At 47.8% G+C, this 24,240-nt stretch carries 23 protein-coding genes; 13 read left to right on the top strand and 10 right to left on the bottom strand.

Features of this window, described 5'->3' with window-relative positions; translation table 11 throughout:
• Nucleotides 1–22: 22 nt before the first annotated feature.
• The 5 genes from MTBPR1_RS04390 to truA form a co-directional block, all read right to left on the bottom strand.
• Entirely contained in the window at nucleotides 23–775 is a 753-nt protein-coding gene (locus MTBPR1_RS04390; RefSeq protein WP_069186352.1) for a DODA-type extradiol aromatic ring-opening family dioxygenase, read from the bottom strand.
• Between the two features lie 93 nt (nucleotides 776–868).
• A complete protein-coding gene (locus tag MTBPR1_RS04395) occupies nucleotides 869–2,530 on the bottom strand; it encodes a U32 family peptidase (protein ID WP_240492858.1) in 1,662 nt (553 codons plus the stop codon).
• Nucleotides 2,527–2,727 (bottom strand): DUF1289 domain-containing protein, encoded by a 201-nt coding sequence (locus MTBPR1_RS04400; RefSeq protein ID WP_069186353.1) that lies wholly within the window; start codon nucleotides 2,725–2,727, stop codon nucleotides 2,527–2,529. The genes MTBPR1_RS04395 and MTBPR1_RS04400 overlap by 4 nt, the downstream gene beginning before the upstream one ends.
• A gap of 80 nt (nucleotides 2,728–2,807) precedes the next feature.
• Nucleotides 2,808–3,500, bottom strand: a complete 693-nt coding sequence (locus MTBPR1_RS04405) for a M48 family metallopeptidase (protein WP_165602611.1) — start codon at nucleotides 3,498–3,500, stop codon at nucleotides 2,808–2,810.
• A complete protein-coding gene (gene truA / locus MTBPR1_RS04410) occupies nucleotides 3,497–4,234 on the bottom strand; it encodes a tRNA pseudouridine(38-40) synthase TruA (protein WP_069186355.1) in 738 nt (245 codons plus the stop codon). The genes MTBPR1_RS04405 and truA overlap by 4 nt, the downstream gene beginning before the upstream one ends.
• 116 nt (nucleotides 4,235–4,350) lie before the next feature.
• On the opposite strand from truA, the gene MTBPR1_RS04415 reads away from it, so the two are divergent.
• Nucleotides 4,351–5,442, top strand: a complete 1,092-nt coding sequence (locus MTBPR1_RS04415; protein ID WP_240492859.1) for a hypothetical protein — start codon at nucleotides 4,351–4,353, stop codon at nucleotides 5,440–5,442.
• On the opposite strand, the gene fmt is transcribed toward MTBPR1_RS04415, so the two are convergent.
• From fmt to MTBPR1_RS04430, 3 genes are all read right to left on the bottom strand, one after another.
• Nucleotides 5,443–6,396 (bottom strand): methionyl-tRNA formyltransferase, encoded by a 954-nt coding sequence (gene fmt, locus MTBPR1_RS04420; protein WP_069186356.1) that lies wholly within the window; start codon nucleotides 6,394–6,396, stop codon nucleotides 5,443–5,445.
• An 83-nt stretch (nucleotides 6,397–6,479) separates the two neighbouring features.
• Nucleotides 6,480–6,989 (bottom strand): peptide deformylase, encoded by a 510-nt coding sequence (def, locus tag MTBPR1_RS04425; RefSeq protein ID WP_069186357.1) that lies wholly within the window; start codon nucleotides 6,987–6,989, stop codon nucleotides 6,480–6,482.
• A gap of 66 nt (nucleotides 6,990–7,055) precedes the next feature.
• Nucleotides 7,056–7,697, bottom strand: a complete 642-nt coding sequence (locus MTBPR1_RS04430) for a carbonic anhydrase (RefSeq protein ID WP_069186358.1) — start codon at nucleotides 7,695–7,697, stop codon at nucleotides 7,056–7,058.
• A 188-nt stretch (nucleotides 7,698–7,885) separates the two neighbouring features.
• Here MTBPR1_RS04430 and MTBPR1_RS04435 point away from each other — a divergent pair, with 188 nt between their 5' ends.
• Complete coding sequence (locus MTBPR1_RS04435; protein WP_069186359.1) at nucleotides 7,886–8,944, top strand: tetratricopeptide repeat protein; 1,059 nt, start codon at nucleotides 7,886–7,888, stop codon at nucleotides 8,942–8,944.
• Between the two features lie 7 nt (nucleotides 8,945–8,951).
• Here MTBPR1_RS04435 and serB read toward each other — a convergent pair whose 3' ends face one another.
• Nucleotides 8,952–9,809 (bottom strand): phosphoserine phosphatase SerB, encoded by an 858-nt coding sequence (gene serB / locus MTBPR1_RS04440; RefSeq protein ID WP_069186360.1) that lies wholly within the window; start codon nucleotides 9,807–9,809, stop codon nucleotides 8,952–8,954.
• Nucleotides 9,810–9,871: 62 nt separating this feature from the next.
• Here serB and miaA point away from each other — a divergent pair, with 62 nt between their 5' ends.
• The 11 genes from miaA (at nucleotide 9,872) to rodA (ending at nucleotide 22,530) form a co-directional block, all read left to right on the top strand.
• On the top strand, nucleotides 9,872–10,819 hold the full coding sequence (gene miaA / locus MTBPR1_RS04445; RefSeq protein ID WP_069186361.1) for a tRNA (adenosine(37)-N6)-dimethylallyltransferase MiaA: 948 nt from the start codon (nucleotides 9,872–9,874) through the stop codon (nucleotides 10,817–10,819).
• A gap of 112 nt (nucleotides 10,820–10,931) precedes the next feature.
• Nucleotides 10,932–12,713 (top strand): biosynthetic-type acetolactate synthase large subunit, encoded by a 1,782-nt coding sequence (gene ilvB / locus MTBPR1_RS04450; protein ID WP_069186362.1) that lies wholly within the window; start codon nucleotides 10,932–10,934, stop codon nucleotides 12,711–12,713.
• Between the two features lie 17 nt (nucleotides 12,714–12,730).
• Nucleotides 12,731–13,249, top strand: coding sequence for an acetolactate synthase small subunit (gene ilvN, locus MTBPR1_RS04455; RefSeq protein WP_069186363.1), 519 nt, complete (start codon nucleotides 12,731–12,733; stop codon nucleotides 13,247–13,249).
• Nucleotides 13,250–13,302: 53 nt separating this feature from the next.
• Nucleotides 13,303–14,322 (top strand): ketol-acid reductoisomerase, encoded by a 1,020-nt coding sequence (gene ilvC / locus MTBPR1_RS04460; protein WP_069186364.1) that lies wholly within the window; start codon nucleotides 13,303–13,305, stop codon nucleotides 14,320–14,322.
• Between the two features lie 422 nt (nucleotides 14,323–14,744).
• Complete coding sequence (locus MTBPR1_RS18350) at nucleotides 14,745–14,867, top strand: hypothetical protein (RefSeq protein WP_276204531.1); 123 nt, start codon at nucleotides 14,745–14,747, stop codon at nucleotides 14,865–14,867.
• Nucleotides 14,868–14,995: 128 nt separating this feature from the next.
• Nucleotides 14,996–16,555, top strand: a complete 1,560-nt coding sequence (locus MTBPR1_RS04465) for a 2-isopropylmalate synthase (RefSeq protein WP_069186365.1) — start codon at nucleotides 14,996–14,998, stop codon at nucleotides 16,553–16,555.
• Between the two features lie 300 nt (nucleotides 16,556–16,855).
• On the top strand, nucleotides 16,856–17,896 hold the full coding sequence (locus MTBPR1_RS04470) for a rod shape-determining protein (protein WP_069186366.1): 1,041 nt from the start codon (nucleotides 16,856–16,858) through the stop codon (nucleotides 17,894–17,896).
• Nucleotides 17,897–17,962: 66 nt separating this feature from the next.
• Nucleotides 17,963–18,937 (top strand): rod shape-determining protein MreC, encoded by a 975-nt coding sequence (gene mreC / locus MTBPR1_RS04475; protein ID WP_069186367.1) that lies wholly within the window; start codon nucleotides 17,963–17,965, stop codon nucleotides 18,935–18,937.
• Nucleotides 18,934–19,443, top strand: coding sequence for a rod shape-determining protein MreD (mreD, locus tag MTBPR1_RS04480; protein ID WP_069186368.1), 510 nt, complete (start codon nucleotides 18,934–18,936; stop codon nucleotides 19,441–19,443). Before mreC ends, mreD begins: the two co-directional genes overlap by 4 nt.
• Nucleotides 19,444–19,458: 15 nt before the next feature.
• Nucleotides 19,459–21,345 carry a penicillin-binding protein 2 gene (gene mrdA / locus MTBPR1_RS04485; protein WP_069186369.1) on the top strand — a complete coding sequence of 629 codons (1,887 nt, stop codon included), beginning with the start codon at nucleotides 19,459–19,461 and terminating at the stop codon, nucleotides 21,343–21,345.
• Nucleotides 21,346–21,357: 12 nt separating this feature from the next.
• A complete protein-coding gene (gene rodA / locus MTBPR1_RS04490) occupies nucleotides 21,358–22,530 on the top strand; it encodes a rod shape-determining protein RodA (protein ID WP_126465022.1) in 1,173 nt (390 codons plus the stop codon).
• A gap of 9 nt (nucleotides 22,531–22,539) precedes the next feature.
• Here the strand turns inward: rodA and MTBPR1_RS04495 are convergent, their stop codons facing one another.
• Entirely contained in the window at nucleotides 22,540–24,240 is a 1,701-nt protein-coding gene (locus MTBPR1_RS04495; RefSeq protein ID WP_069186371.1) for a hypothetical protein, read from the bottom strand.

Here is a 24,240-nt window from a genome sequence, read left to right on the forward strand (position 1 = left end):
TCCTTAGGCTGGAGAGATGATATCAATCAAATCGCGCCGCTGCCATAGACAAGTTTTTATGTTCAAACCCGCGATGAAGCAAACTCGATGTTGATTGCGCTGCCCCCATTGCCATGTAGATCGGTTTCCAATGTTCATCTCTGGGGTGGGCTTTGGCAAAATGGGGCATTTGTGTTGCGGCCTTGAGCAAGGCGTGGTGGTCATTTTCTTTGATCTTATGCGCAAACCAGTCCTCAGCCTCTATGGCCCAACGCTCAGCTTTTGATGAAAAGAATTCCAATTCCCCAAGGTTATGGGTCATAGCCCCAGAAGCCATAATCAGGATGTTCTCATTGCGCAAGGGCGCAAGCTTTTGCCCGATCTCATAAAGGGCTTGGGCAGATAGATTTACAGGCAGGCTTAATTGAATGACAGGGATATCGCTTTGCCCATAGATCAAGGCCATGGGAATCCATGCCCCGTGATCAAGTCCGCGTTTATGATCCAGTTTTGCCCCCGTTAAGGTGCTCACACGCTCGGCGATTAAAGCAGAGCCTTTGAAAGAATAGTCCTGTTGGTAAAGCTCTTTGGGAAAACCATAGAAATCATTGAGGGTCTGTGGCGTCTCAGTTGCGCTCACCTGAAGATCACGGGTTTCCCAATGGGCGCTGATGATGACAATGGCTTTTGGGGTGGGGAGATCATCGGCTAATGATTTTAAAAATTGATGGCCTGCGCTGTCTTGTTCAATCAAAACAGTGGGGGAACCGTGGGAAATAAAAAGGGAGGGCAACATCTTTCATACTCCAGCTTGTGTGTTCTTAAGGAATATAAGATGTCGCCCTCCCTTTGATTAGGAGGAGAAATGGAAACAGTCTGTTTACGTCTTTCAAGAAACTTCTGTTACTTCCAACATTTCGCCGATTTTCTTTTCTTTCATTTTTTCACGTGCTTTGGCGTATTTATCATCCTGCCAGAACATCAAACAACCGTTACACCCTTTACCACAACAGCTATCAAGCCCCTGTTTGGGCGCACGGTGGCCTGTGTTGGCTTTCATGGAAATACGTTTGCCCAAAAGTTCAGGGTCATCCATGATGGCGCGATATTCTTCTTCGCTGATCAGGCCGCGCTCAAGCTCTTGGGCACGGATTTCAGAAAGGCGACTGACGCGTTCTTCTTCACTCATGGGTGTTTCACGACGTGCAACCGTAAGCGCTGGAATGCGTTTTTTCAGCTCTTCTGGGTTTTCTTGATCAAAAACAGAAATGGGCACGCGGATGGCTTTGCCCTGACCGGGGTTGACCTTATGGGTGATCTCACCTGTTTTGGCATCTTCAAATTCGTAAAGACGCAGGCGGATGGGCTCAATCTCTTTGGGCGGCAAGAATTCAATCACGTCACCGGGCAAAAGGAAATTGCGGATTTCAAAGATCATGTCATCCCCATCCCATTTGGTGATTAGCCCGCCATATTGCCAACCGCCCACAGGTTTGGTGCGATCATAGTTATGGGCCACACCAGTTAGGCGACCTTCATGAAAGCCCATGGTAAAGCCACGGTTTTGCAAGGTGTAAAGTTCACGCAAATAAGGCTCAGGGTCCCAATTTTCAGGGTCTTTATACCAATCATCAATAGCCAAGCGATAAGCACGCGCGGTGATGGCAGCGTAATATTCAGACTTGTTGCGTCCTTCAACCTTGAGACTATCCACCCCAAGCTTGAGATATTCCGGCAGCACAGGCATGAGACAAAGGTCTTTGGAGTTTAGGATATAGGAGCCAAAGTTATCTTCCTCAATGGGGAAAAGCTCACCGGGGCGGAACTGTTCTTCCATGAGGAATTCAAACAGGTCAGCATTTTGATCGGTGATTTCAATGGCCTTATCGGTGCCATCCTTAAGCTTGAGGTTCAGCTTATATTTCCAGCGACAAGAATGCGCACAGTTACCTTGGTTGGCCCCGCGCTCAGACATGAAGTTAGACAGCAGGCAACGACCGGAATAGGTCATGCACATGGAACCTTGAACGAAAGCTTCCAGCTTGATCTCAGGCTGTTTTTCACGGATTTCAGCAAGTTCTTCAAAGCTGGTTTCACGCGCAAGCACGACCAAAGAGGCCCCTTGGTTGCGCCAGAAATCGACCGTTAGCCAAGAACAAACATTGGCTTGTGTTGAGACATGGGCTTCCAGCTCTGGTGCATGTTGGCGCACAAATTGGAATACACCCGGATCAGCAATGATAACGCCGTCAGGTTTAACTGTGCGGATAGTTTCGATAAACTTTGGGAGTTTTTCGATATCTGAGTTATGGGTAAACAGGTTAAGCGTTAAATAGATACGCTTGCCATGTTCATGAACAAATTTTACCCCTTCGATCAGTTCTTCCAGTGTAAAGGAAGATTGCGTGCGCAGTGAGAGATCGGGCGTGCCAGCATAAACGGCATCTGCGCCATAAAGGATGGCGGTTTTTAGCTTGGTCAGTGATCCTGCCGGCATCAACAGTTCTGAACGTTTTGGTCTGCTCACATGGGGTAAAGAGGGCATGTTCATACGGCGATCTTTCTACCTTCAGCTAAATCTTTGATGCGACCTTCAACGCGCACCATGGCTTCATCACGTTCTTCATCGCTCATTTTGCGCCAGTTGGCGAGCTCAACGCGGCTTCTGTAACAGCCAATGCAGTATTTATCTTCATCATCAAGCGTACATACGCCTGTGCAAGGGGAGGAGGCCTTTGCATCTGCCATAATCTAATTCCTTAATGTCTGACTAATTTTGTCGGTCATATAGCATGAACCAAAGAAAGCGTAAACTCAAAAAAAAGGGTTTAGCGACCTGCTTTTTGCAGCAAAGCCCCGTGTTTTTTCAACCAATGGCGCGATTTTTTGGCATCGACATTGAAGCTGGCAACCGTCTCCCAAAAGGCGGGGCTATGATCCATATGCCTGAGGTGGGAGACTTCATGGGCGATGACATATTCAAAAATATCCTCAGGGGCCATAATCAAGCGCCAGTTAAAAGACAGGTTGCCTGTGGAAGAACACGAGCCCCAACGCGAGACCGTATCGCGCACGCTGATGCGTTTGACCTCTTTACCCAATTGAGCCGCCATATCATGGGCTAGGGCATGAATGTCAGATTTGGCCTGTTTTTTAAGCCAGTCGGTTAAGCGGCGTTGAAAAAATTCCGTCTTACCAGCAATAAAAATCTGATCACCTTCGCGCCACACAGTCCCGCGTGCTTCTGGTTGATGGATGAGCGTATGGGGGCGCCCGCGCAAAGATATTTCTTGTCCATGGGCGAATTTCATGGCTTGGGGCTGTTTGGAAAACTGGTTGGCAATCCAGACTTTATTGCGACTTGCCATTTCCAAGCCTTCATGGGTCGAAACCCCATGGGGCAGGGTGACGATAATGCCGTCTTCTTTGAGGTTAAGGCGTAAAATTAAGCGTCGGGCTTGTTTATTCCAGCGTAAAGTAACGGGAATGGATTGACCATCCAGCTCGATAAAGTGGCTCAATATTTCGCCTCAACGAAATAAAGCCCATAAGCTGGTGCGGTCTCGCCACCTTTGGCGCGGTCCTTGGCATCAAGGGCATTTTGCAAATCTTCTGCCGACCATTTGCCCCGCCCAATCAAGGTGAGTGTGCCGACAATGTTGCGTACTTGGTGATGTAAGAAAGAGCGCGCACGACAACGCACATGGATTTCTTTGCCAACCCGCTCAACGCTAAGTTCATCAAGCGTGCGAAAAGGGCTGTCTGCTTGGCATTGAGAAGCACGAAAGGTGCTGAAATCATGATGACCGATGAGAAGCTGGGCGGCCATATTCATGGCTTCCACATCTAATTCGCGCTGAAACCACCAGACACGTCGGTCATCCAAAGCCGGGCGACCTGAGCGACATAGAATGCGATAAAGATAGCTGCGCTCTATACAGCTAAAACGCGCATGAAATTCTTCATCTACTTCTTCGCAATGCAGGATGGAAATCTTATGGGGTTTGATATGGTGATTAATCGCCAGTTGAACTTTATTGGCAGGGATGTTTTTTGCCATATCGAAATGGGCAACCATGCCTAAACCATGGACACCCGCATCCGTGCGCCCGGCAACATGAAGGCGCACCTCTTGTCCGGCAAAAATGACACAAGCATCTTCAATGGCCTGTTGTACGCTCATTCCATTGTTTTGACGTTGCCAGCCCACAAGGCCCGTGCCGTCATATTCTATGGTTAATTTATATCTTGGCATGGGCTTCTTTTAACGTTTTTGGAAAAAAAAGGCGATATTTTTTCGTCTTATACATAAATATATGTTAGGAATAATATAAGCGCTTGTAATAGATCAAAGAATTAAGGAAGTTTCCCGTGGCAAAAAAAGGCGTACGCTTACCTGAAGCGGAAGCAAGAGACTACGACGCAGAGGACCGCAAACGTATACAGGATGATATGGATTCCATGTATGCTGTGCCTTTGTCGATCTTACCGCTTGAGACAACAGGGCTTAAACGCGCCCGTATGGTTAAGAACGTTAAGCTACAAAGCGCTATTGAGGTTTTTGCCGATAAGGAAACAGGCTCTGGCCAACTTGACGTTGAGGATTTACCCGGTGAATTTGATTGGCCGGATGATAAAACGCATCCTGATCTGATCATCATGCGCAAACTCTCTGTTCTACAGAGTTATGATATTTATTCTTTGCGAATCACACTTCGCGAACATGGCATTCCGGTGAATGACGATGTCTCCCTTTCGCTGTCTGCTGATAAGCAGGCGGAATTGGCAGGCTATATGCGCAGCTTCACCATGCCCTTGATCATGCAGATTTATGGCTCTGAAGATGCATCCATTCAGTCTTTTCAGGATGTGGTTGGTCTGTTTAAAGACCCCGATGTGAAAAAGGCCCGTGATAAGCTGCAGCAAATGGCGGAAAAGCTTGATATTGATCTGATGGAAATTCCAAAATTCCTTGAAGATTATGGTGATATCTTCCTATCCCTTTCTTATTACCGCCAAAATATGGATAACATCATGCCGGTGGTAAATGAATTCCTCGATTCTATGGAAGGCATTCGTTCAAACTGGCAGTTACGTAATGACCCGGCTTTGATGAAGACCTGCACAATGGTTGAAAACACCATTAACGAGACCTGTGCGTCTATTTCCGGTCGATTTGAAACGTTCAATAAAGCTTCTAAAAGCATGTGGAAAAACCTGAATGCGGAACGTTTCCGTCAGGTGAAAGGCATGATTGAAAGTTACCATACGGTCATTGGTGGTATTTTGTGCGGCCTGACCGTCAAGATGATTCACTGGAAACGCCTCTTCCCAGACCCAGAACTTGGTGGCCCGGTGCGTCGTGCTGAGTTCATCATGTCTGAGATGAAACAGGGTATCAACCGTATGCGTGACCTTGAACAGGCCCAGCCTATGGGTGCTGCGCTGGATGTGGATGAGTAATTAATCCAGCTTTTCACCAAGCGCAATATCAAACCCTCTGAGGAAGCTTTCAGCATCAGTGGCACCTTTGCCACTGCGTTGAACGCGCGTGAGTTTTAAGGCCCCTTTTGCACAGGCAATGACAAGCCCGTGCGTATCAAGACGGGTGCCGGCCTCACCGTCCATGTCCACAATCTCGGCTTCAATCACTTTGATGCGGTCTTTGCCTTTGGCAAACCAAGTGCCGGGCCATGGGGTGAAGGCGCGAATTTTGCGATCAATCTCAAGCGCATTTTGTGACCAGTCAATCTGGCTTTCGCCTTTTTCCAGTTTTTTAGCGTAGGTTACGCCCTCTTCAGGCTGGGCTTGAGGTTTGGCAAAGCCACCTTCAACTGCGCGCAAAGCTTCAAGGGTGAGCTGTGCACTTTCCATAGATAGGCTATCATGTAGGCTCTCGCCCGTTGTTTCAGGGGTAATGGGCACAGGCTGGACCAGTAACATATCCCCCGTATCAAGCCCCACATCCATCTGCATAATGGTGACACCTGAGACATCATCGCCTGCTTCAATGGCGCGCTGGATGGGGGCTGCACCTCGCCAACGTGGCAGGATAGAAGCATGGGCATTAAGGCAGCCATATTTGGGCGCATCCAAAATGACTTTGGGCAGGATCAATCCATAAGCCGCTACAATGGCACAATCAGCATTTAGATCAGCAAAGGCTTGGCGGTCTTCCTCGCTTTTTAAGTTAAGCGGGGTGCGCACCTCAATGCCTTGGCTTTCAGCATAGGCATGAACGGGCGTCAGATTAACCTTTTGCCCGCGTCCACTTTTGCGCGGAGGTTGGCTATAAACACACACAACCTCATGGCCTGCATCAATGAGGGCGGCGAGAATCGGCACGCTGAAATCCGGCGTCCCCATAAAAATAAGACGCATGGGTTTTTCGACTTTTTGGAATTCTTCTTCGCTCATGATGCTCTCGTCATTCTGGCAAAGGCCAGTATCTTTATTTTAAGGGCTTTGTCTCTGGGCGGTGTGCCAGATAGGGCAGGGTATTAACCTGTCTTTTTAAGCTTGGTCAGTTTTTTAATGATAATGGCGCGTTTGAGGCGCGAGATATGATCGATAAAAAGTTTGCCGTTAAGGTGATCAATCTCATGCTGGATGCAGGTTGCAAGCAGGCCGTAGGCCTCCATTTCCTGTGGGGCACCATTTTCATCAAGGTATTTCACCTTCACTTTTTCTGGACGTTCCACATCCCCAAAGCTTTTGGGAACCGACAGGCAGCCTTCTTCATAAGAAGCCAGCTCTTCAGAGGCCCATGTGATTTCAGGATTGATCATTTTGACAGGCTTGGCACCTTCATCATCCTCTGAAACATCAATGACAATCACTTGCTGCAAGATACCCACTTGCGGGGCAGCCAAGCCAATGCCCGGGGCATCATACATGGTTTCCAGCATGTCATCGAGAAGGGCGCGAATACTGTCATTAACATCAACAACAGGGGCGGCCTTCTTCTTTAAAACAGGGTCCGGTGCAGTCAGGATTTCTAAAATAGCCACGACAGGGTCTCTTTGCTTTGTTCAAACTTTGCTCTGGACATAAGAGGATCAGGCCCAAAGGTCAAGTTAAAGCGGGCCAAATTCACCTGATTTGCGGTCATAAGCGCGCAATTGCCCGCTTTCGATATCAAAATGCAAACCATAGATTTTGAGCTCTTTATTCTCAACGCGCTCATTTACAAAATCAAAGGTCAGTAGATTGTTCATGGAATTGACAATAGAAGCATATTCAATTTCACGCGGGATACGTTTGCCGGACTTGATGGAATCTGCACAACAGCACGGGTTTTTGAAAACTTCATGGGCGATATCAACCCAGTGATGGACAAATTCAGTTCCCAGCTTATCAGGATCATTTTCCGTATCAATCGCGGCTTGAATGGCCCCGCAATGGGCATGGCCCATAATCATGATATTTTCAACTTTAAGCACCTTAACCGCATATTCAAGGGCTGAACTTACCCCATGATAGTGGGTGTCATTTTCATGGGGCGGCACAAGGTTGCCCACATTGCGAATGGCAAAAATTTCACCGGGCTCATTTTGCAAAATAATGGAAGGCTCCACACGAGAGTCCGCACAGGAAATCAATAGAGTTTTTGGATGCTGACCGTTTTCGACCAAGTCATGAAAGGTGTCTTTATGATCCAGATAGTATCCTTGCAGAAATTTCAGGTAACCTACTTTAAGCTTCGCTGTTGCTTCCATCTTCTTCACTCCCAATTTGCCACACGGGCTATAGCCAATGTCCATGTCGATTAGAACGAATGTAATGTTTTTTGCCAAGGGGTCAAGAGGGTGAAAGCGCAATTCGGTATTGCAATGCGTATTTTTGATGACATGTGTATCTTTGATTGTATAATTACAAAAGGTTTAGCGTTGAGATAGGTGATGATATGGATCAGGATAGCAGAAAGCAGGTAAAAGTAGGTGTACTTATTACTGTGATTGCAGCCGCTATAATTGGTGGTGGTACGTTTGTTTTTAATAAGCTCACTGATAAGCCGGAACAAATATCAATAGGACCTGTTCTTGATCGATATGAAAAAGCAATTGGGCAAGTTGCTGAACTAAAAAAAGCCCTCGCCGCGGCACAAACAGAAGCCAGCCGTGACGAGCGTGCTGAAATTCAGGCTGAACTTGAAAAAGGTAAAACGACCAAATCAGAAGAGATTCTAGAACGGGTTCTTGAACGCGAGAAAAACCATTTGGAACGCGCGGCTGAAGCTGCTTTTCATATCGGTGTTTTAGCCTATTTGCATGATAATCATAAAGCATACAAAAATTTCAAACGCGCAACAGAACTTAATCCTGAATATGCCGCGGCGTGGAATCGTCGTGGGAGTATTGAAGGTCGTTTAGGTGAGCTGGCTGCTGCTGAGGACTCTTATCAAAAAGTATTGAGTTTTGGGCGAGAACAGCAAGATAAAGAAGCTCAGGCGGTTGCCTATGATAATCTTGGTATTGTGGAGCAAACCCGAGGTAACCTTGATGCAGCAGTTGATTATTATGAAAAATCCTTGGCATTAAATGAGGAGCTTGGTCGCAAAGAGGGTATGGCTATTCAATATGGTAATCTTGGGGTTGTGGAGCAAAACCGGGGCAAGCTTGATGCGGCAATTGAGTATTATGAAAAATCCTTGGCAATAGAAAAAGAACTTGGTCGCAAGGAGGGCATGGCCTCTAATTATGGTAATCTCGGAATTGTGGAGAAAACCCAGGGCAATCTTGATGCGGCAATTGAATATTATGAAAAATCCTTGGCATTAAATGAGGAACTTGGTCGCAAGGAGGGTATGGCCTCTGATTACGGGAACCTCGGTTATTTGGAAGAGGTGCGGGGCAATAAAGAAGCAGCGCGGGCCTATTTCATAAAGGCGCTGGATCTTTTTAAAGATATTGGGGCAAAGCTTTTGATCAAGCAGATGGAAGAGGCTTTAGCTTCTGTACAGTAAGGGCGGCTTAGCTGGCGAACTCTGACTTTTTATAGCCTTGGGCATAAAGCAGGGCGGTTAAATTCCCGTTTTGTACATTATGTTTGGCTTTGGCGATGACGCTTGGTTTGGCGTGATAGGCGATGCCAAGTCCGGCTTCTAAAATCATCGGCAGGTCGTTGGCACCATCACCCACAGCGACAGCCTCATCGGTGGTGAAACCTTGATCTTGAGAGAGGGATTTCAGATAGGTCAGTTTGGAATCTTTGGTCACGATGGGGTCGATCACATTGCCTGTGAGCGTACCCTCAAGGATTTCCATATTATTGCCCGCATTAAAATCAAACCCGACTTGGTCTGCCACGCGTGAGGTGAAGAAGGTAAAGCCCCCAGATACAAGCGCGCAATAGGCCCCGTTTGCTTTCATGGTTGCCACAAGTTCTTTGGCTCCATTGGTGAGATGGACCATCTTCATGGCCTCTAACAAAAATTCTTCAGACAGGCCTTTAAGCATGGCAACGCGTTCGCGCAAGGCTTCGCGAAAGGGGATTTCACCGTTCATAGCACGCGTGGTGATTTCTGCCACTTGGTCTTTTAATCCGGCAAATTCTGCCAAATCATCCAATGTCTCGCCCGTTACAATGGTCGAATCCATATCGGCAATCAGCAGCTTTTTCTTTCGCAGCGATGTGCTTTGAAAGATCAAATCCACATGGGGCAAGGTCTCTTGCAAGGCGGTGAGATTAATGACGTCTGTAATCTCGACATCATAGGCTTCGCCTTCTGATAAGCAGCGCGGATCGGCCCCTTTAATATGGGCGATAATTTCTTTTGGAGAAATTTGTTGCTTGTCAGGATTTGCAATAAGGGTCAGAACGTAGGACATTATATCGGTGCTGTTTGTTTTCGCAGTGCGTCATTTTATGCCAGAGGAAGTCGTTAAAGTCTATGGCTGAGACAGGGAAAAATAAGGTTGTTGTCATTGGTGGCCCGACAGCAAGCGGAAAATCCGCCACCGCATTGGATGTGGCACAAGAATTTAATGGGGTCATTATCAATGCGGATTCCATGCAAATTTATAAAGGCCTGCCTGTGGTTACGGCCTGCCCCACCCCTGAAGATGAGGCCCGCATTCCCCATCGCTTGTATCAGGTGATGGACCCGGCAGAGACCTGTTCAGCAGGGCTTTGGGAAAAAATGTGCATTGAAGAAATTAACAAAGCATGGGCTGAAGGCAAGCTGCCCGTGGTGACCGGAGGTACTGGTCTTTATATAAAGACATTGGTGGAAGGCATTTCTCAATTGCCACCGATTCCCGATGATATCCGCAATGCTGTGCGAAAACGCGGTGATGAAGATGGGGTAGAGGCGCTTTATAAAGAGCTTTGTGAAAAAGACCCTGAAATGGGTGCGCGTTTAAAACCACGCGATATGCAGCGAATCTGTCGTGCCTTGGAAGTTTTGGAAACCACAGGCAAATCATTGGCAGTGCTGCAACGAGAGATCAAGCCGCAGCCGGTACTCAAAGCCGATTACGCCACCCATGTGATTATGCCGCCGCGCGATATTTTGTATGGGCGTTGTGATAAACGTTTTGATATCATGCTGGATCAAGGCGCTATTGAAGAAGTGCGCGCCCTTGAGGCCATGAAATTGGACCCTAAAGTCCCTGCTATGAAAGCCTTGGGTGTGCCCGAGCTGTTATCATATGTGCGCGGGCAAACCAGCCTTGATGAAGCACGCGAAAAAGCCCAGATGCAGACACGACGCTTTGCAAAAAGACAATGTACTTGGTTTAGAAATCAGATTTCCCACCCAAAAATCCATTCTGCGCAATATTCGGAAAGTTTGTGTGATGAAATTTATAATATAATTCGTCAATTTTTGTTGACCTAGGGGACGCGACCCATTAGGTTGCGCAGCTCGAAGTCCGCGCAGGTGTGCGGGCGTACGTTGTTGTGCCCAGTGATTGGGTGCACAAGAATTCGTTGAGACGGAGGATAATTGCATGTCCACGAAAGAAATGACCGGTTCTGAAATCATCATTCAAGCTTTGAAAGATCAAGGTGTGGATGTGATGTTTGGCCTACCGGGTGGCGTGCTTCTTCCGCTGTATGACGCGCTGTTCAAACAAAATGGTCTTCGCCACATTCTGGTGAAACACGAACAAGCTGCTGTCCACGCCGCGGAAGGGTATGCACGCTCTACCGGAAAAGTGGGTACGGTGCTTGTGACATCAGGTCCGGGCGCGACCAATACGGTCACGGGCCTTGTTGATGCCATGATGGATTCTGTCCCCTTGGTTTGTTTGACAGGTCAGGTCCCTTCAAGCTTGATTGGGAATGACGCCTTCCAAGAAGCCGATATCACCGGGATCACGCGCGGTATTACAAAACATAACTATCTTGTAAAAGATGTGAACGATCTGGGCCGTGTTCTGCACGAAGCTTATTATGTGGCACGTTCGGGCCGTCCCGGTCCGGTTTTGGTTGATGTACCTAAAGACGTGCTTTTGGCCTTGGGCAGCTATACAGCGCCTGCCAAAAATGCACAGGTGGAACATAAATCTTATAAGCCACAGATCAAAGGCGAGACCGCTGCGATCAAAGAAGCTCTTGAGCTGATTAAAAATGCCAAGAAGCCATTGTTCTACGGTGGTGGCGGTATTGTGAACTCTGGCGATGCAGCGTGTACGTTATTTAGCCAGCTGGTGAAAATGACGGGCATTCCTTGTTCCTTGACGCTGATGGGCTTGGGTGCATTCCCGGGTTCTGATGATCAGTTTTTAGGCATGATGGGTATGCACGGCACGTATGAGGCCAACATGGCGATGCATGACTGTGATGTCATGATCAACATCGGGGCGCGTTTTGATGACCGCGTAACTGGCGCGCTTGAAGGTTTTGCCCCGCATTCTAAGAAAATCCATGTGGATATTGATCCTTCTTCCATCAACAAAAACGTTGTTGTGGATGTGCCAATCATTGGTGATGTGGCCCATGTTTTAGATGAATTGATCAAATACTGGAAAGCCGATCAGGCCCAAATTGATGCTAAAGCACTGGATAGCTGGTGGAATGAGATCAATGAGTGGCGCAAAGTTGATAGCTTGAAATATACCAAGTCCAACAAAGTGATTAAGCCGCAATATGCGCTTGAGCGTATTCGCGACCTTGCTTTGGAAACGGGTAAAGACACCTTCTATACAACAGAAGTAGGTCAACACCAGATGTGGGCGGCACAACATTTGTCCTTTGAAAAACCAAAACGCTGGATGACTTCTGGTGGCTTGGGCACCATGGGCTATGGTTTCCCCTCTGCCATGGGTGTGCAAACAGCTCATCCTGATGGCTTGGTTGTGGCGATTGCGGGTGATGGTTCCTTCCAGATGAACTTGCAAGAAATCGCAACATTGATGGCTTATCGCCTGCCGGTGAAATGCTTCATCCTGAACAACAAGTTCTTGGGTATGGTGCGCCAGTGGCAGGAAATGTTCCATGGCGAGCGTTATTCTGAAAGTGTGATTGATGTTCAGCCTGATTTTGTCAAGCTGGCGGAAGCTTACGGCGCTTTGGGTCTTCGTGCTGAAAATCCGGGTGACTTGGATGATGTGATCAAGCAGGCTTATGCCTCTGATCTACCGACAATTGTGGATATTCGCACGGATGCGGAAGAAAATGTCTTCCCGATGATCCCATCGGGTGCTGCACATAACGAAATCATTCTTGGCCCTGAAGGCACAGAAGCTTCCGAAGACGGCGGCAGCGTCGAATCCGGCGTTTTGGTGTAAGGCAAAGGAGAGAAAAAATGACAAATAACGATAAAGATGACCTCTTGAGCCACACAGTTTCTGTTCTGGTAGATAATGAATCTGGTGTTCTTGCCCGCGTGGTTGGCCTGTTCTCAGGTCGCGGCTATAACATTGACAGTTTGACGGTGGCCGAAGTCGACCATGAGGACAATTTGTCAAAGATTACAATCGTTACCAGCGGTACACGTCAAGTCATTGAACAGATTAAAGCACAGCTTGATCGCCTTGTTCCGGTGCGTCGTGTGGTCGATTTGACCATCGATGGACCAAGCGTTGAGCGTGAAATGGCGTTGGTAAAGGTTGCAGGCGAGGGGGAACATCGTGTAGAAGCTTTGCGCATTGCCGATATTTTCCGCGCACGCGTTATCGACAGCTCGAATTCATCCTTCGTCTTTGAGGTCTTTGGTAAGGCCGGCAAAGTCGATGCATTTATTAAACTGATGGAGCCATTGGGGCTGGTTGACGTATCACGTACCGGTGTCGTGGCGATCTCTCGCGGGGCCGAAGGTCTCTAAGAGAAATCGATTCTAAATTATTATTCTTACTTTAGTTCAAGGGGTATTTGAACATGCAGGTTTATTACGATCGCGACGCTGACGTCAATTTGATCAAAACCAAAAAAGTAGCCATCGTTGGTTACGGCTCACAAGGTCACGCACACACGTTGAACCTTCGTGATTCTGGTGCAACAGAAGTTGCTGTTGCGTTGCGTGAAGGCTCTGCCACACGTAAAAAAGCTGAAGGCGAAGGCCTGAAAGTTATGTCTGTGGCTGAAGCTGCAGCATGGGCTGACGTTTTGATGATTTTGACACCTGATGAACTTCAGGCTGAAATCTACAAAAACGAAATCGCGCCAAACCTTAAAAAAGGCGGTGCGCTTGCATTCGCTCACGGTTTGAACATCCACTTCGGTTTGATCGAAGCGCCTGCTGACCATGACGTTATCATGATCGCGCCTAAAGGCCCGGGTCACACCGTTCGTGGCGAATATGTTAAAGGCGGCGGCGTTCCATGTTTGATCGCTGTTCACCAAGATGCTTCTGGTAATGCTAAAGAAATCGCTATGTCTTACGCTTGTGGCGTTGGCGGCGGTCGTTCTGGCATCATTGAAACAGACTTCAAAGAAGAGTGTGAAACTGACCTGTTTGGTGAGCAAGCTGTTCTTTGTGGTGGTTTGACTGAGCTGATCCGTTACGGTTTTGAAACTTTGACAGAAGCTGGTTACGCACCAGAAATGGCTTACTTCGAATGTTTGCACGAAGTAAAACTCATTGTTGATTTGATGTACGAAGGCGGCATGCACAACATGCGCTACTCGATCTCAAACACAGCTGAATACGGCGACTATGTTTCTGGTCCACGCGTTATCGATGCGTCTGTTAAAGAGCGCATGAAAGACGTTTTGACGGATATCCAGAACGGTAAATTCGTTCGTGACTTTATGTTGGAAAACCAAGTTGGCCAGCCATTCCTGAAAGCACGTCGTGCTCAAGGCGCTGCGCACCCAATCGAAGAGACTGGTGAGCAACTGCGTGGCATGATGCCATGGATCAAAGCCAACCAACTGGTTGACAAAGAACGCAACTAAGCAAATCCCGCATGCCCTTGATAAAAGGGGGCGGGGAGACGCATTTGCGAAGAAACACAACTAAGCCTTTTGGGTTTAGATGTGCGTGACTCCATTCAAGTAAATGGAGTCTGCATGCACTGCAGAAAAGGGAGGTTCCTTAACGGGAACCTCCTTTTTTGTTAGGGTGTTTGAGGTACTGGAAAAAGAACATCATAGCCCCAGTTAAAACCAAAAGCCTGCTACAGGTTTGTCTCAAGCCACCAAGCCACAAGAAGCAAATAAGGCCCCTTCAAACAAGACAGTATGCACTCTGCGCGCAGAGCAAGGGTCTCGTGGAAAATCTGGGGTAAGACGCGCGCTTGTGTGAAAAACAGTTTGACTCTGCGAAATAAATCCCCTTTTATAAAGAGGTAACAAACATTCTTAAGGTTCAGTCGACCATGACTATGATTGAAATCAGCGCTGTAACAATGATCGCCGCTTCTTTAAGCGCTGCGGTTGCTTTGCGTGTATATGGTCAAAAACGACTTTCTCTCCTCCTTGCACGACTTACTCGCCCCTGAGCGAAGCAAACTTCTCGTCCATTATTGAAAAAGTGACCTGAAGTGAGCGTTCAGGGGACAAGGCTTGTTGCATTTACAAGCATATTTCACTAATTAATATCCAAACATATTTTCTTAGGATGAGAAGAATGACAACCGATTCAAACCGCGTAATTATTTTCGATACCACTTTGCGTGATGGCGAACAAAGCCCCGGCGCTTCCATGAATTTGGAAGAAAAGCTGCGTATTGCTGAAACGTTGGAAGAGATGGGCGTTGATGTGATTGAAGCGGGTTTCCCGATTGCATCGGAAGGTGACTTTGAATCAGTCAGCGAAATTGCAAAACGTGCAAAAAATTCCTCGATCTGTGGCTTGTCACGTGCTTCACAAGGCGACATTCAGCGTTGCTTTGATGCGGTAAAACACGCCCCGATCCATCGTATCCATACCTTCATTTCCACATCTCCATTGCATATGAAATATAAATTGCAAATGGAACCGGATGCGGTTGTGGAAAAAATCAAAAGCTCCGTCACATTTGCCCGCTCTTTGGTGGAAGATGTGGAATGGTCAGCAGAAGATGGCACACGCACAGACCCCGATTTCTTGTGTCGTTGTGTGGAAACCGCCATTGCCGCGGGTGCACGCACGATCAATATTCCCGATACGGTGGGCTACACGGTGCCGGAAGAATATTACAAGATGATCGACATGTTGATGAACCGCGTGCCAAACATCGATCAGGCCATCATTTCAACCCATTGTCACAATGACTTGGGCTTGGCTGTGGCAAACTCTTTGTCAGCAGTCCAAGCTGGGGCACGCCAAGTGGAATGTACCATCAACGGTTTGGGCGAGCGTGCAGGTAACGCCGCCTTAGAAGAAATCGTTATGGCCTTGCGCACGCGCAAAGATTTCATGCCTTATGAAACAGGCATTAAGTCAGAATTGATCACGCGTGCTTCGCGCATGGTCTCTGCCATTACGGGTTTTTCTGTGCAGCCTAATAAGGCAATTGTGGGTAAAAACGCCTTTGCCCATGAGTCAGGTATTCACCAAGATGGCATGTTGAAACATGCAGGCACGTACGAAATTATGACGCCTGAAAGCGTTGGACTTGATAACGCCAATAAGATCGTCTTGGGTAAACACTCTGGTCGCCATGCCTTTAAAGATAAATTATCTGCATTGGGCTATGAGTTGGGTGATAATGCCTTAAATGATGCCTTTAAGCGTTTCAAAGATTTGGCAGATCAGAAAAAAGACGTTTATGACGATGACATTATTGCCTTGGTTGATGATGAGGTCATGCGCGTTAATGAACGTGTGAAATTGACCCATTTCCAAGTGACGTGCGGCACCCATGTGAAAAGCCAAATTGCGGCCTTGTCCCTTGAAATTGATGGGGATGAGCGCAAAACCATTGCAGAAGGCGATGGGCCCGTTGATGCAGCCTTTAAAGCGATTAAAGAGATCGTGCCGCTGCCAAATGCTCATTTGGAACTGTATCAGGTTCATGCTGTCACCCAAGGTACCGATGCCCAAGCAGAAGTGACTGTGCGTCTGGAAGAAGAAGGCAAAACGGTTAATGGTCGCGGGGCCGATACCGATACGATGGTAGCCTCTGTGAATGCTTATTTAAACGCGGTTAACAAATTACTGGTTAAACGTGAAAAGGGTAAGCCTGAAGACGTGGGTAGTATTTAAAAGATTCTCTCAGGCTTTGGATAAAGCTAGAGCATGAATAGTGAAAAAAGAGGCTGGAAACCCGTGTTTCAGCCTCTTTTTTCGTAGCCATCATCATTTGTTAACTTTCTTGTTTCATCATGAAGTGGTGAAGAAGTCGAAAAATGTCGAAAAAGTGCAAAAAAAGTGTTCGCGACTCGTTATAAGGACTAGCATTGCGCGACATGACTTCTTATAAAGGTTAATCGGTTTTTCGAATCGTGATTCGAGGGGCTACTTGGGTTATTTGGGCTTGGCCTGTAAAATATGAGTTGAGGCAAGATGTTTTCTAAACTGTTCGGCGTTCTGTCCGCTGACATGGCAATCGATCTAGGAACGGCAAACACGTTGGTGTATGTCAAAGGTAAAGGGATTGTTCTAAACGAACCGTCCGTGGTTGCTATTGCCGATAATAATGGCAAAAAACAGGTTCTGGCCGTTGGTGAAGAAGCCAAGCAAATGCTGGGCCGTACACCAGGTAACATTCAGGCAATCCGTCCTTTGCGCGATGGTGTAATTGCCGACTTTGAAATTGCCGAAGAAATGATCAAGCACTTCATTCGTAAAGTGCATAACCGCCGCAGCTTTGCAGCGCCCATGGTTGTGATTTGCGTTCCTTCAGGTTCTACTGCTGTTGAGCGCCGCGCCATTCAAAACTCTGCTGAAAATGCAGGCGCACGCAAAGTGATGTTGATTGAAGAGCCAATGGCTGCCGCAATCGGTGCAGGTCTTCCTGTGACAGAGCCGACGGGGTCCATGGTTGTTGATATCGGTGGTGGTACAACAGAAGTTGCCGTCCTGTCATTGGGCGGTATCGTTTATGCCCGTTCGGTTCGTGTGGGCGGTGACAAAATGGATGAAGCCATCATCGCTTATATCCGTCGCACACATAACCTGCTTGTGGGTGAAGGCACGGCTGAGCGTATCAAAAAAGAAATCGGTTCTGCTTGCCCGCCTGAAGATGGCGAAGGCCGCACAATGGAAATCAAGGGTCGTGACTTGATGAACGGTGTGCCAAAAGAATTGGTTATTTCTGAGCGTGAAATCGCAGAAAGCTTAACTGAACCCGTTGGTGCGATTATCGAAGCTTGTAAAGTGGCTTTGGAAAATACTGCACCAGAACTGGCGGCTGATATCGTGGATAAAGGTATCGTGCTTACCGGTGGTGCAGGTATGCTGCGTAACTTAGATTTTGTTTTGCGTCACTCAACAGGCTTGCCGGTCTCCATTGCGGATGACCCATTGTCTTGTGTGGCGTTGGGTACAGGACGCTCGCTTGAGGAAATGAAAAAGCTCAAGCATGTACTGTCCTCCATGTACTAAACACAACAAAGCGCTTCACATAGGTTGAAGCGCTTTTGACTTGAGGATGAAGGGGAACTTCCTTTGGTGAAATCAGGGCCAGGTGCACAAACACGGGTTGATATGATCCGTAATCTGCTGCAGAGATTTGCATATCTCGGGCTGATATTGGCAGCCTTTGGCCTGATGATGCTGGGTAAAGCAGAAACCATCATTGTTGAAGAAGCCCGTGCACGCATTAATGATGCCTTTGCACCTATCCTTGAAGCCATTGCTGAACCTGCTGAAACCGTGCGTAATTATTTGGATGAAGGGCGTCAGTTCCTTTCCATCCATAGTGAGAATGTGCGTTTAACCAAAGAAAATCAGCGTTTGCTGCAATGGCAGACAGTTGCGCGTAAAGTGCAGTCGGAAAATGAAACATTGCGCGGTTTGCTTAATTATCAGGTCGGTCCTGAAAGCAGCTATCAGGCTGCGCGGGTGATCTCTGATGATGGCGGTATTTATTCTGAAAGTATGCTGGTCTATGCCGGAAATCGCGAGGGCCTGAAAAATGGTCAAGCGGTTGTTACAGGCGAAGGTCTTGTGGGGCGTATTGCCGGTGTGGCCCATCGTTCTGCCCGTGTGTTGTTGTTATCTGATTTAAACAGCCGCATTCCGGTGATGATTGAAAGTTCACGTGCGCGCGGCATTATGGCAGGGCGCAACGAAGATAAGCCAATTTTAACCAAACTGCCCCCGGGCACTATTGTCTCACCGGGCGACCGTATTGTGACATCGGGTCATGGTGGGGCTTTTCCGCAAGGTATTCCGGTTGGGCAAATCTCAGCTGTGGATGATATCTCGGTTGAAGTGACGCTTTATGTGGATACCACGCGCCTTGAGATTGTACGCATTGTGGATTACGGCCTTGAGGGTATTTTGGACCGCAACCGTTTAAGAACGGACCTGCCCAAAAATGATATTCCGGTGAAAAAAGTAACACCGATTGCACCCAAGACACCGGAAATGAAAACCGTTGTGCCCAAACCGGGTACGGAGAGGAGACCGTCTGAGCCATGAAACCGGCCTTCTGGCAGCGTCTAGACCTTTGGGCGCGCAATATTTCTCCTGTGGGGTTGTCGGTTGTCTTGATTTTGCTCAGTGTCATTCCCACACATGTTCCCGGCTATGGCTCGATCGTGCCGCAACTGGCGTTGATGGGGGTTTTCCACTGGACGGTATTTCGTCCTGACCTATTTCCCATCTGGGCTGTGTTTGTCATTGGTATTTTGCAAGATGCGTTGGGCGGTGCGCCCATGGGGCTTAATACCATTGTCTATCTCACGGTTTTTGGGGTGGTTTTGGGCCAGCGCCGTTTCTTCTTGGGGAAAACCTTCTGGGTGGAATGGCTCGGTTTTAATATTATTGCCGCAGGGGCCGCCCTTCAGGCTTGGCTTTTGCTATCGGCCTACCATGTACATGTTTTGGCACCGGGCCCGGTGTTTTTCCAATATCTAATGACCATGGGGGTCTATCCCCTTTTGGCATGGGTGATGGGGCGTTGGCAGCGTTCCGTTTTGAGATAAGAGCGACAAAAAGAGATGCAAAGAGGAAGTGATAGATCAAAACTTTTCAGTCGCCGGGCAGCTGTGCTCGGTGGGGGAAAGCTTGTCTTGCTCTCAGCTCTTGTGGGGCGGATGTATTATCTCCAAGTGGTTGAAGCGCCGCGCTTTAAAACCATGGCAGAAGAAAACCGAATTTCCATTCGCTTATTGCCGCCGCCACGGGGGCGTATCGTTGATCGTTTCGGTGAAGAATTGGCGGTTAATGAGCAGAATTACCGCGTGATTATTACGGCTGAGGACACCAATGGTAACCCCACGGGAACATTAGATACCTTGGGTCAAGTCATTGAAATTAGTGAAAAAGAAAAGAAGAAAATCCTCAAAGAGATTAAGCGCAAACGCAGCTTTGTACCAGTAACTGTGCGCGAAAACCTAACGTGGGAAGAAGTTGCGCAAATTGAGGTTAACACACCGGACCTGCCCGGAAGTGAAATCGATGTGGGTCAAACGCGTCATTATCCCAAAGGCACACATTCTGCCCATGTGCTGGGCTATGTGGCATCAGTAACGGAAAAAGATGCCAAGGATGATCCGTTGTTGGAACTACCGGGTTTTCGCATTGGTAAATCCGGTGTTGAAAGGCTCCATGATTTAAAATTACGCGGCTCAGGCGGGACCTCACAGGTGGAAGTGAATGCCTTGGGCCGTGTCATTCAGGAAGTTGAGCGCCAAGAAGGCCAACCGGGCGCTGAAGTTACCCTGACACTGGATGCGGGCTTGCAAGAAATGACGGCTGAGCGTTTGGGTGAAGATGCTGCTGCCTCAGTCGTGCTGGATATCCATACGGGTGAAGTGCTGTCGATGGCGTCAAACCCAAGCTATGACCCCAACGCCTTTAACCGTGGTCTGTCTCATAAAGAATGGCAGAACCTTATTACCAATCCACGTGGGCCGCTTACCAATAAGGCGATTGCCGGGCAATATGCGCCGGGGTCGACCTTTAAAATGGTTGTGGCACTTGCCGCCCTTGAAAAAGGGGTGATTACGCCTTCACAGCGTATCACCTGTGAAGGTCATATGGATTTGGGCAATGCGCGTTTTCATTGTTGGAAAAAGGGCGGTCACGGCCCGATGAATATGATTGAAGCCCATATGCATTCTTGTGATATTTATTTTTATGATATTGCCAAACGCATCGGGATTAACCGTATCCATGATATGGCGCGTCGCCTTGGCATTGGTGATAAAACCGGATTGGATTTACCGGGGGAACGCACAGGCTTGATGCCGTCGCGCGATTGGAAGCTGGCAACGATTGGCGCACCATGGCAGGGCGGGGAAACCCTGATTACGGGGATCGGTCAAGGCTATGTTCTGGCAACACCTTTGCAGCTTGCGGTGATGACAGCGCGTTTGGTTAGTGGCAAGAAAGTTGTGCCACACCTCACCCGCAAGATCAGCACCAGCCAAGGTATTGAAGTACCCGTGCGAAAAGAGTTTGAGCCCTTGGGCATTAACCCGCACCATTTGAAGATTATTCATAAAGGCATGAATGCGGTAACGAATATTCCCGGTGGTACGGCCTTTCGGGCGCGCATTAAAGAGCGTGAATTCACCATGGCGGGGAAAACGGGGACCGCGCAGGTGCGCCGTATTTCCAAGGCAGAACGCGATGTGCGCGTTCTTAAAAATAATGAATTACCGTGGGAGCTGCGCGATCATGCCCTCTTTGTAGGTTTTGCACCCTATGATAATCCGCGCTATGCAGCAGCGGTGGTTGTCGAGCATGGCGGGTCTGGCTCTAAAGCCGCCGCGCCAATTGTGCGCGATATTTTATTAGAAGCTCAACGCCGTGAATCAGCACGTGGTGAGCCTTTGGTTGCCCCAAGCCCGGCAGATAAAAAAGATGATAAGGAGGCATAGGGACATATCATGATGCGTTATCGCCTCGGTCAGGACAAACTCACATTAGGGCGCAAAATTCTGGAACTTAACTGGGGTTTTGTCTTTTTGTTGATCATCACGGCCTGTGTGGGTTTTGCCATGCTGTATTCCGCAGCACCTGCTGACCCCAATGTGGCGGGCTCTGTTGGGAGTTGGAATCCATGGGCCAAGCGGCAACTTATTCGTTTTTGCGGCGGGTTGGTCATCATGTTTGTGGTGGCCTTAACCGATATTCGCATCTGGTTGCGCTATTCCTATGTGCTTTATTTTATCGCCCTTGGTCTGTTGATTGGGGTCGAGGTTAAAGGCTCCATCGGGATGGGCGCGCAGCGTTGGATCAGCCTTGGGTTTTTCCAGTTACAACCCTCAGAATTGATGAAAATCACCATGATTTTGGCCTTGGCGCGTTATTTTCACGGGCGAAGTCTGGAAGAAATTCAAAGTATTCCATATCTTTTTGTTCCGCTCTTTATGGTGGCGGCACCTTCGGTATTGATCTTGCGCCAGCCTGATTTGGGTACGACCTTGATGTTGATCTTGGGCAGCGGGGTGATCTTTTTCCTTGCCGGTGTGCGCTTGTGGAAATTTGCCCTTGTAGGCATATCGGCCTTGGCGGCTATTCCCGTTGCGTGGCAATTCTTACATACTTACCAAAAGAAAAGGGTGCTGACCTTTTTAAACCCGGAAAATGATCCGTTAGGCGCAGGCTATCATATCATGCAGTCTAAAATCGCTTTTGGATCAGGTGGTATGACGGGGAAAGGCTTTGGCCAAGGTTCGCAAAGTCACTTGAATTTCTTACCGGAAAAACAGACCGACTTTATCTTTACCATGCTTGCGGAAGAACATGGGCTCATGGGTGGTTTGGCGGTGATGGGGCTTTACTTGCTCTTGTTGATCTATGGCTATGCCATTGCCATGCGTTCGCGCAATATTTTCGGGCGTCTTGTTGCCCTTGGGGTGGTGACGACCTTCTTCCTTTATATTTTCATTAATATCGGGATGGTCATGGGCTTGTTACCGGTTGTGGGTGTGCCATTGCCGTTGATTTCTTATGGTGGGACGGTGATGATTTCCATCCTGTTTAGCTTTGGTTTGTTGCTGAGTGTGTCGGTTCACCGCGATGTGACCATATCGCGCAAAGGCGAACACGAAGAGTTGTAGCGATACTCTTTAATGACCCAGTAGTTTTTCAACAGGAACCGGGATGACTTTTCCCGGTTTGGGCATATCTTTTGCCAATGCAGGACCATTGATAAAACCACTGCCTTCTTGAAGGGCAAGTTGCAGCTCGGTTTTACTGCGCAAACCCCATGTACAGATATCCATTTTATAGCTCGTCGCAATTTTATTGAGGTTGGCTAACTCGCGATCAAGGTCATGGGTTTGTAGGTTGGAGCTTGCAAGGTCAGCACTTAAAAACTCTGCTTGGGATTGGGCTTCTTTAATTAAAGAGGGGCTAATATCTACAAGGTCACAGCGTATACCAAAATGGCTAAAGCTGTCTTGTTGGTTTTTAATGGCCTCAATGAGTTGGCTTGGGGAGGTTGCGGGCGTAATCCCGATAATCTCAATCCAAATAGATTGACGCTGTTTATCATTGAGTGTGCGCAAGGCCTTAAGGGGGGAGCGTTGCGCCTTAAGGCGCAAGCTGGAAATATGAAACGGCAGGATAATGCGTTTCCCATCTAGTTTTGTGACTTGTTCAAGATGAAGGGCTGCCTGTTTGGCAACGGCCTTGTCAATGCGGGTAATGGCTTTTTCGTTTCCATCTAGGGGATAGATGTCTTCACCTTGAAAGGTTGAGCCTTCATTTTGGCGATAGATATAGCCGGCATAGCTGTTGATGGTCTGGTTCTTGGTCTGCCAAGACGGTCTAAAGGCAAGGGCAATGGTGCCAAGTTGGCGCAAGGTGGTGGGCTGAACAGTTATTTTACTTTTGGTTTGAGCAGGAGGCGTTTTCTTTTTAACGCCAGGAACTTCTTTAGGGCTTTCAGGAGTTGGAGACAGCCAAGACTGTTCTGTGGTTTTTTCCGGGCTTTCTTTTTCTAAAGGCTCCCATTGTTTTTCTTCTTTTTGTTTCGGTTTATGCTCAATGCTTTCCCATTGTTTCTTGTCCTCTTCCTCTTTTTTCTGATGCTCTAAAACTTGCCACTCTTTTTGTTCTTTTTCTTTCTTTTTAAGGACTTGTTCTTCCCATTCACCTTGGTCTTTTTCAATTTTCACCACTTCATTTTGAACCCAGTCTTTTGATCCTTGTGCGGCTGTGACTTCACTCTTTTTCACATCAACTTGGGCAGGTCCATGGGTTTTGGTTTCGCGCACCAACTTGATGGCTTTTTTGGCTTTTTTTACATTAAAACGACCGTTCTTGTTGATGATATCTTCTGGCATAACCTCAGCAATAGGGACTTGAACACGTTTTTCACCTGTGAGGTAGCGATCACCCAATAAGCTGCGTCCAATTTCATCAATAATGGTAATGGCGGCGTTATATTCTTCAACAGGGTCACCATGATCAATGTGAAAAGCGTAAAATGCGTCTACATGCATATACCCAGTCCCCTTATCGCCACATCTAGTTTTTAAAATGCCTTCACAAACAGGGGCGACGCTGGCGCGTAATTCTTTGACAATTGCTTTAGAGAAATCACTTGTATCCAGCAGATAGGCTCGCATGCCATGCTTGCCTTGTTGGACATGCAAAACATCTTCGGCTTTTACCGAGGGTTTTTTGCCGAATTTTTCTTCTTCTTCCAGTTGCTTGGCAAGGTTTTTGGCAAATTCAGCCAAGCCGCCATCATCGGGCATTTCTTCTTCGGTCTCATTTGACCCAAAGATGCGATCAATTATGGATTGGAAAAAGCTGGTCAT

The sequence above is a fragment of the Candidatus Terasakiella magnetica genome (assembly GCF_900093605.1).
Taxonomy (GTDB): domain Bacteria; phylum Pseudomonadota; class Alphaproteobacteria; order Rhodospirillales; family Terasakiellaceae; genus Terasakiella; species Terasakiella magnetica.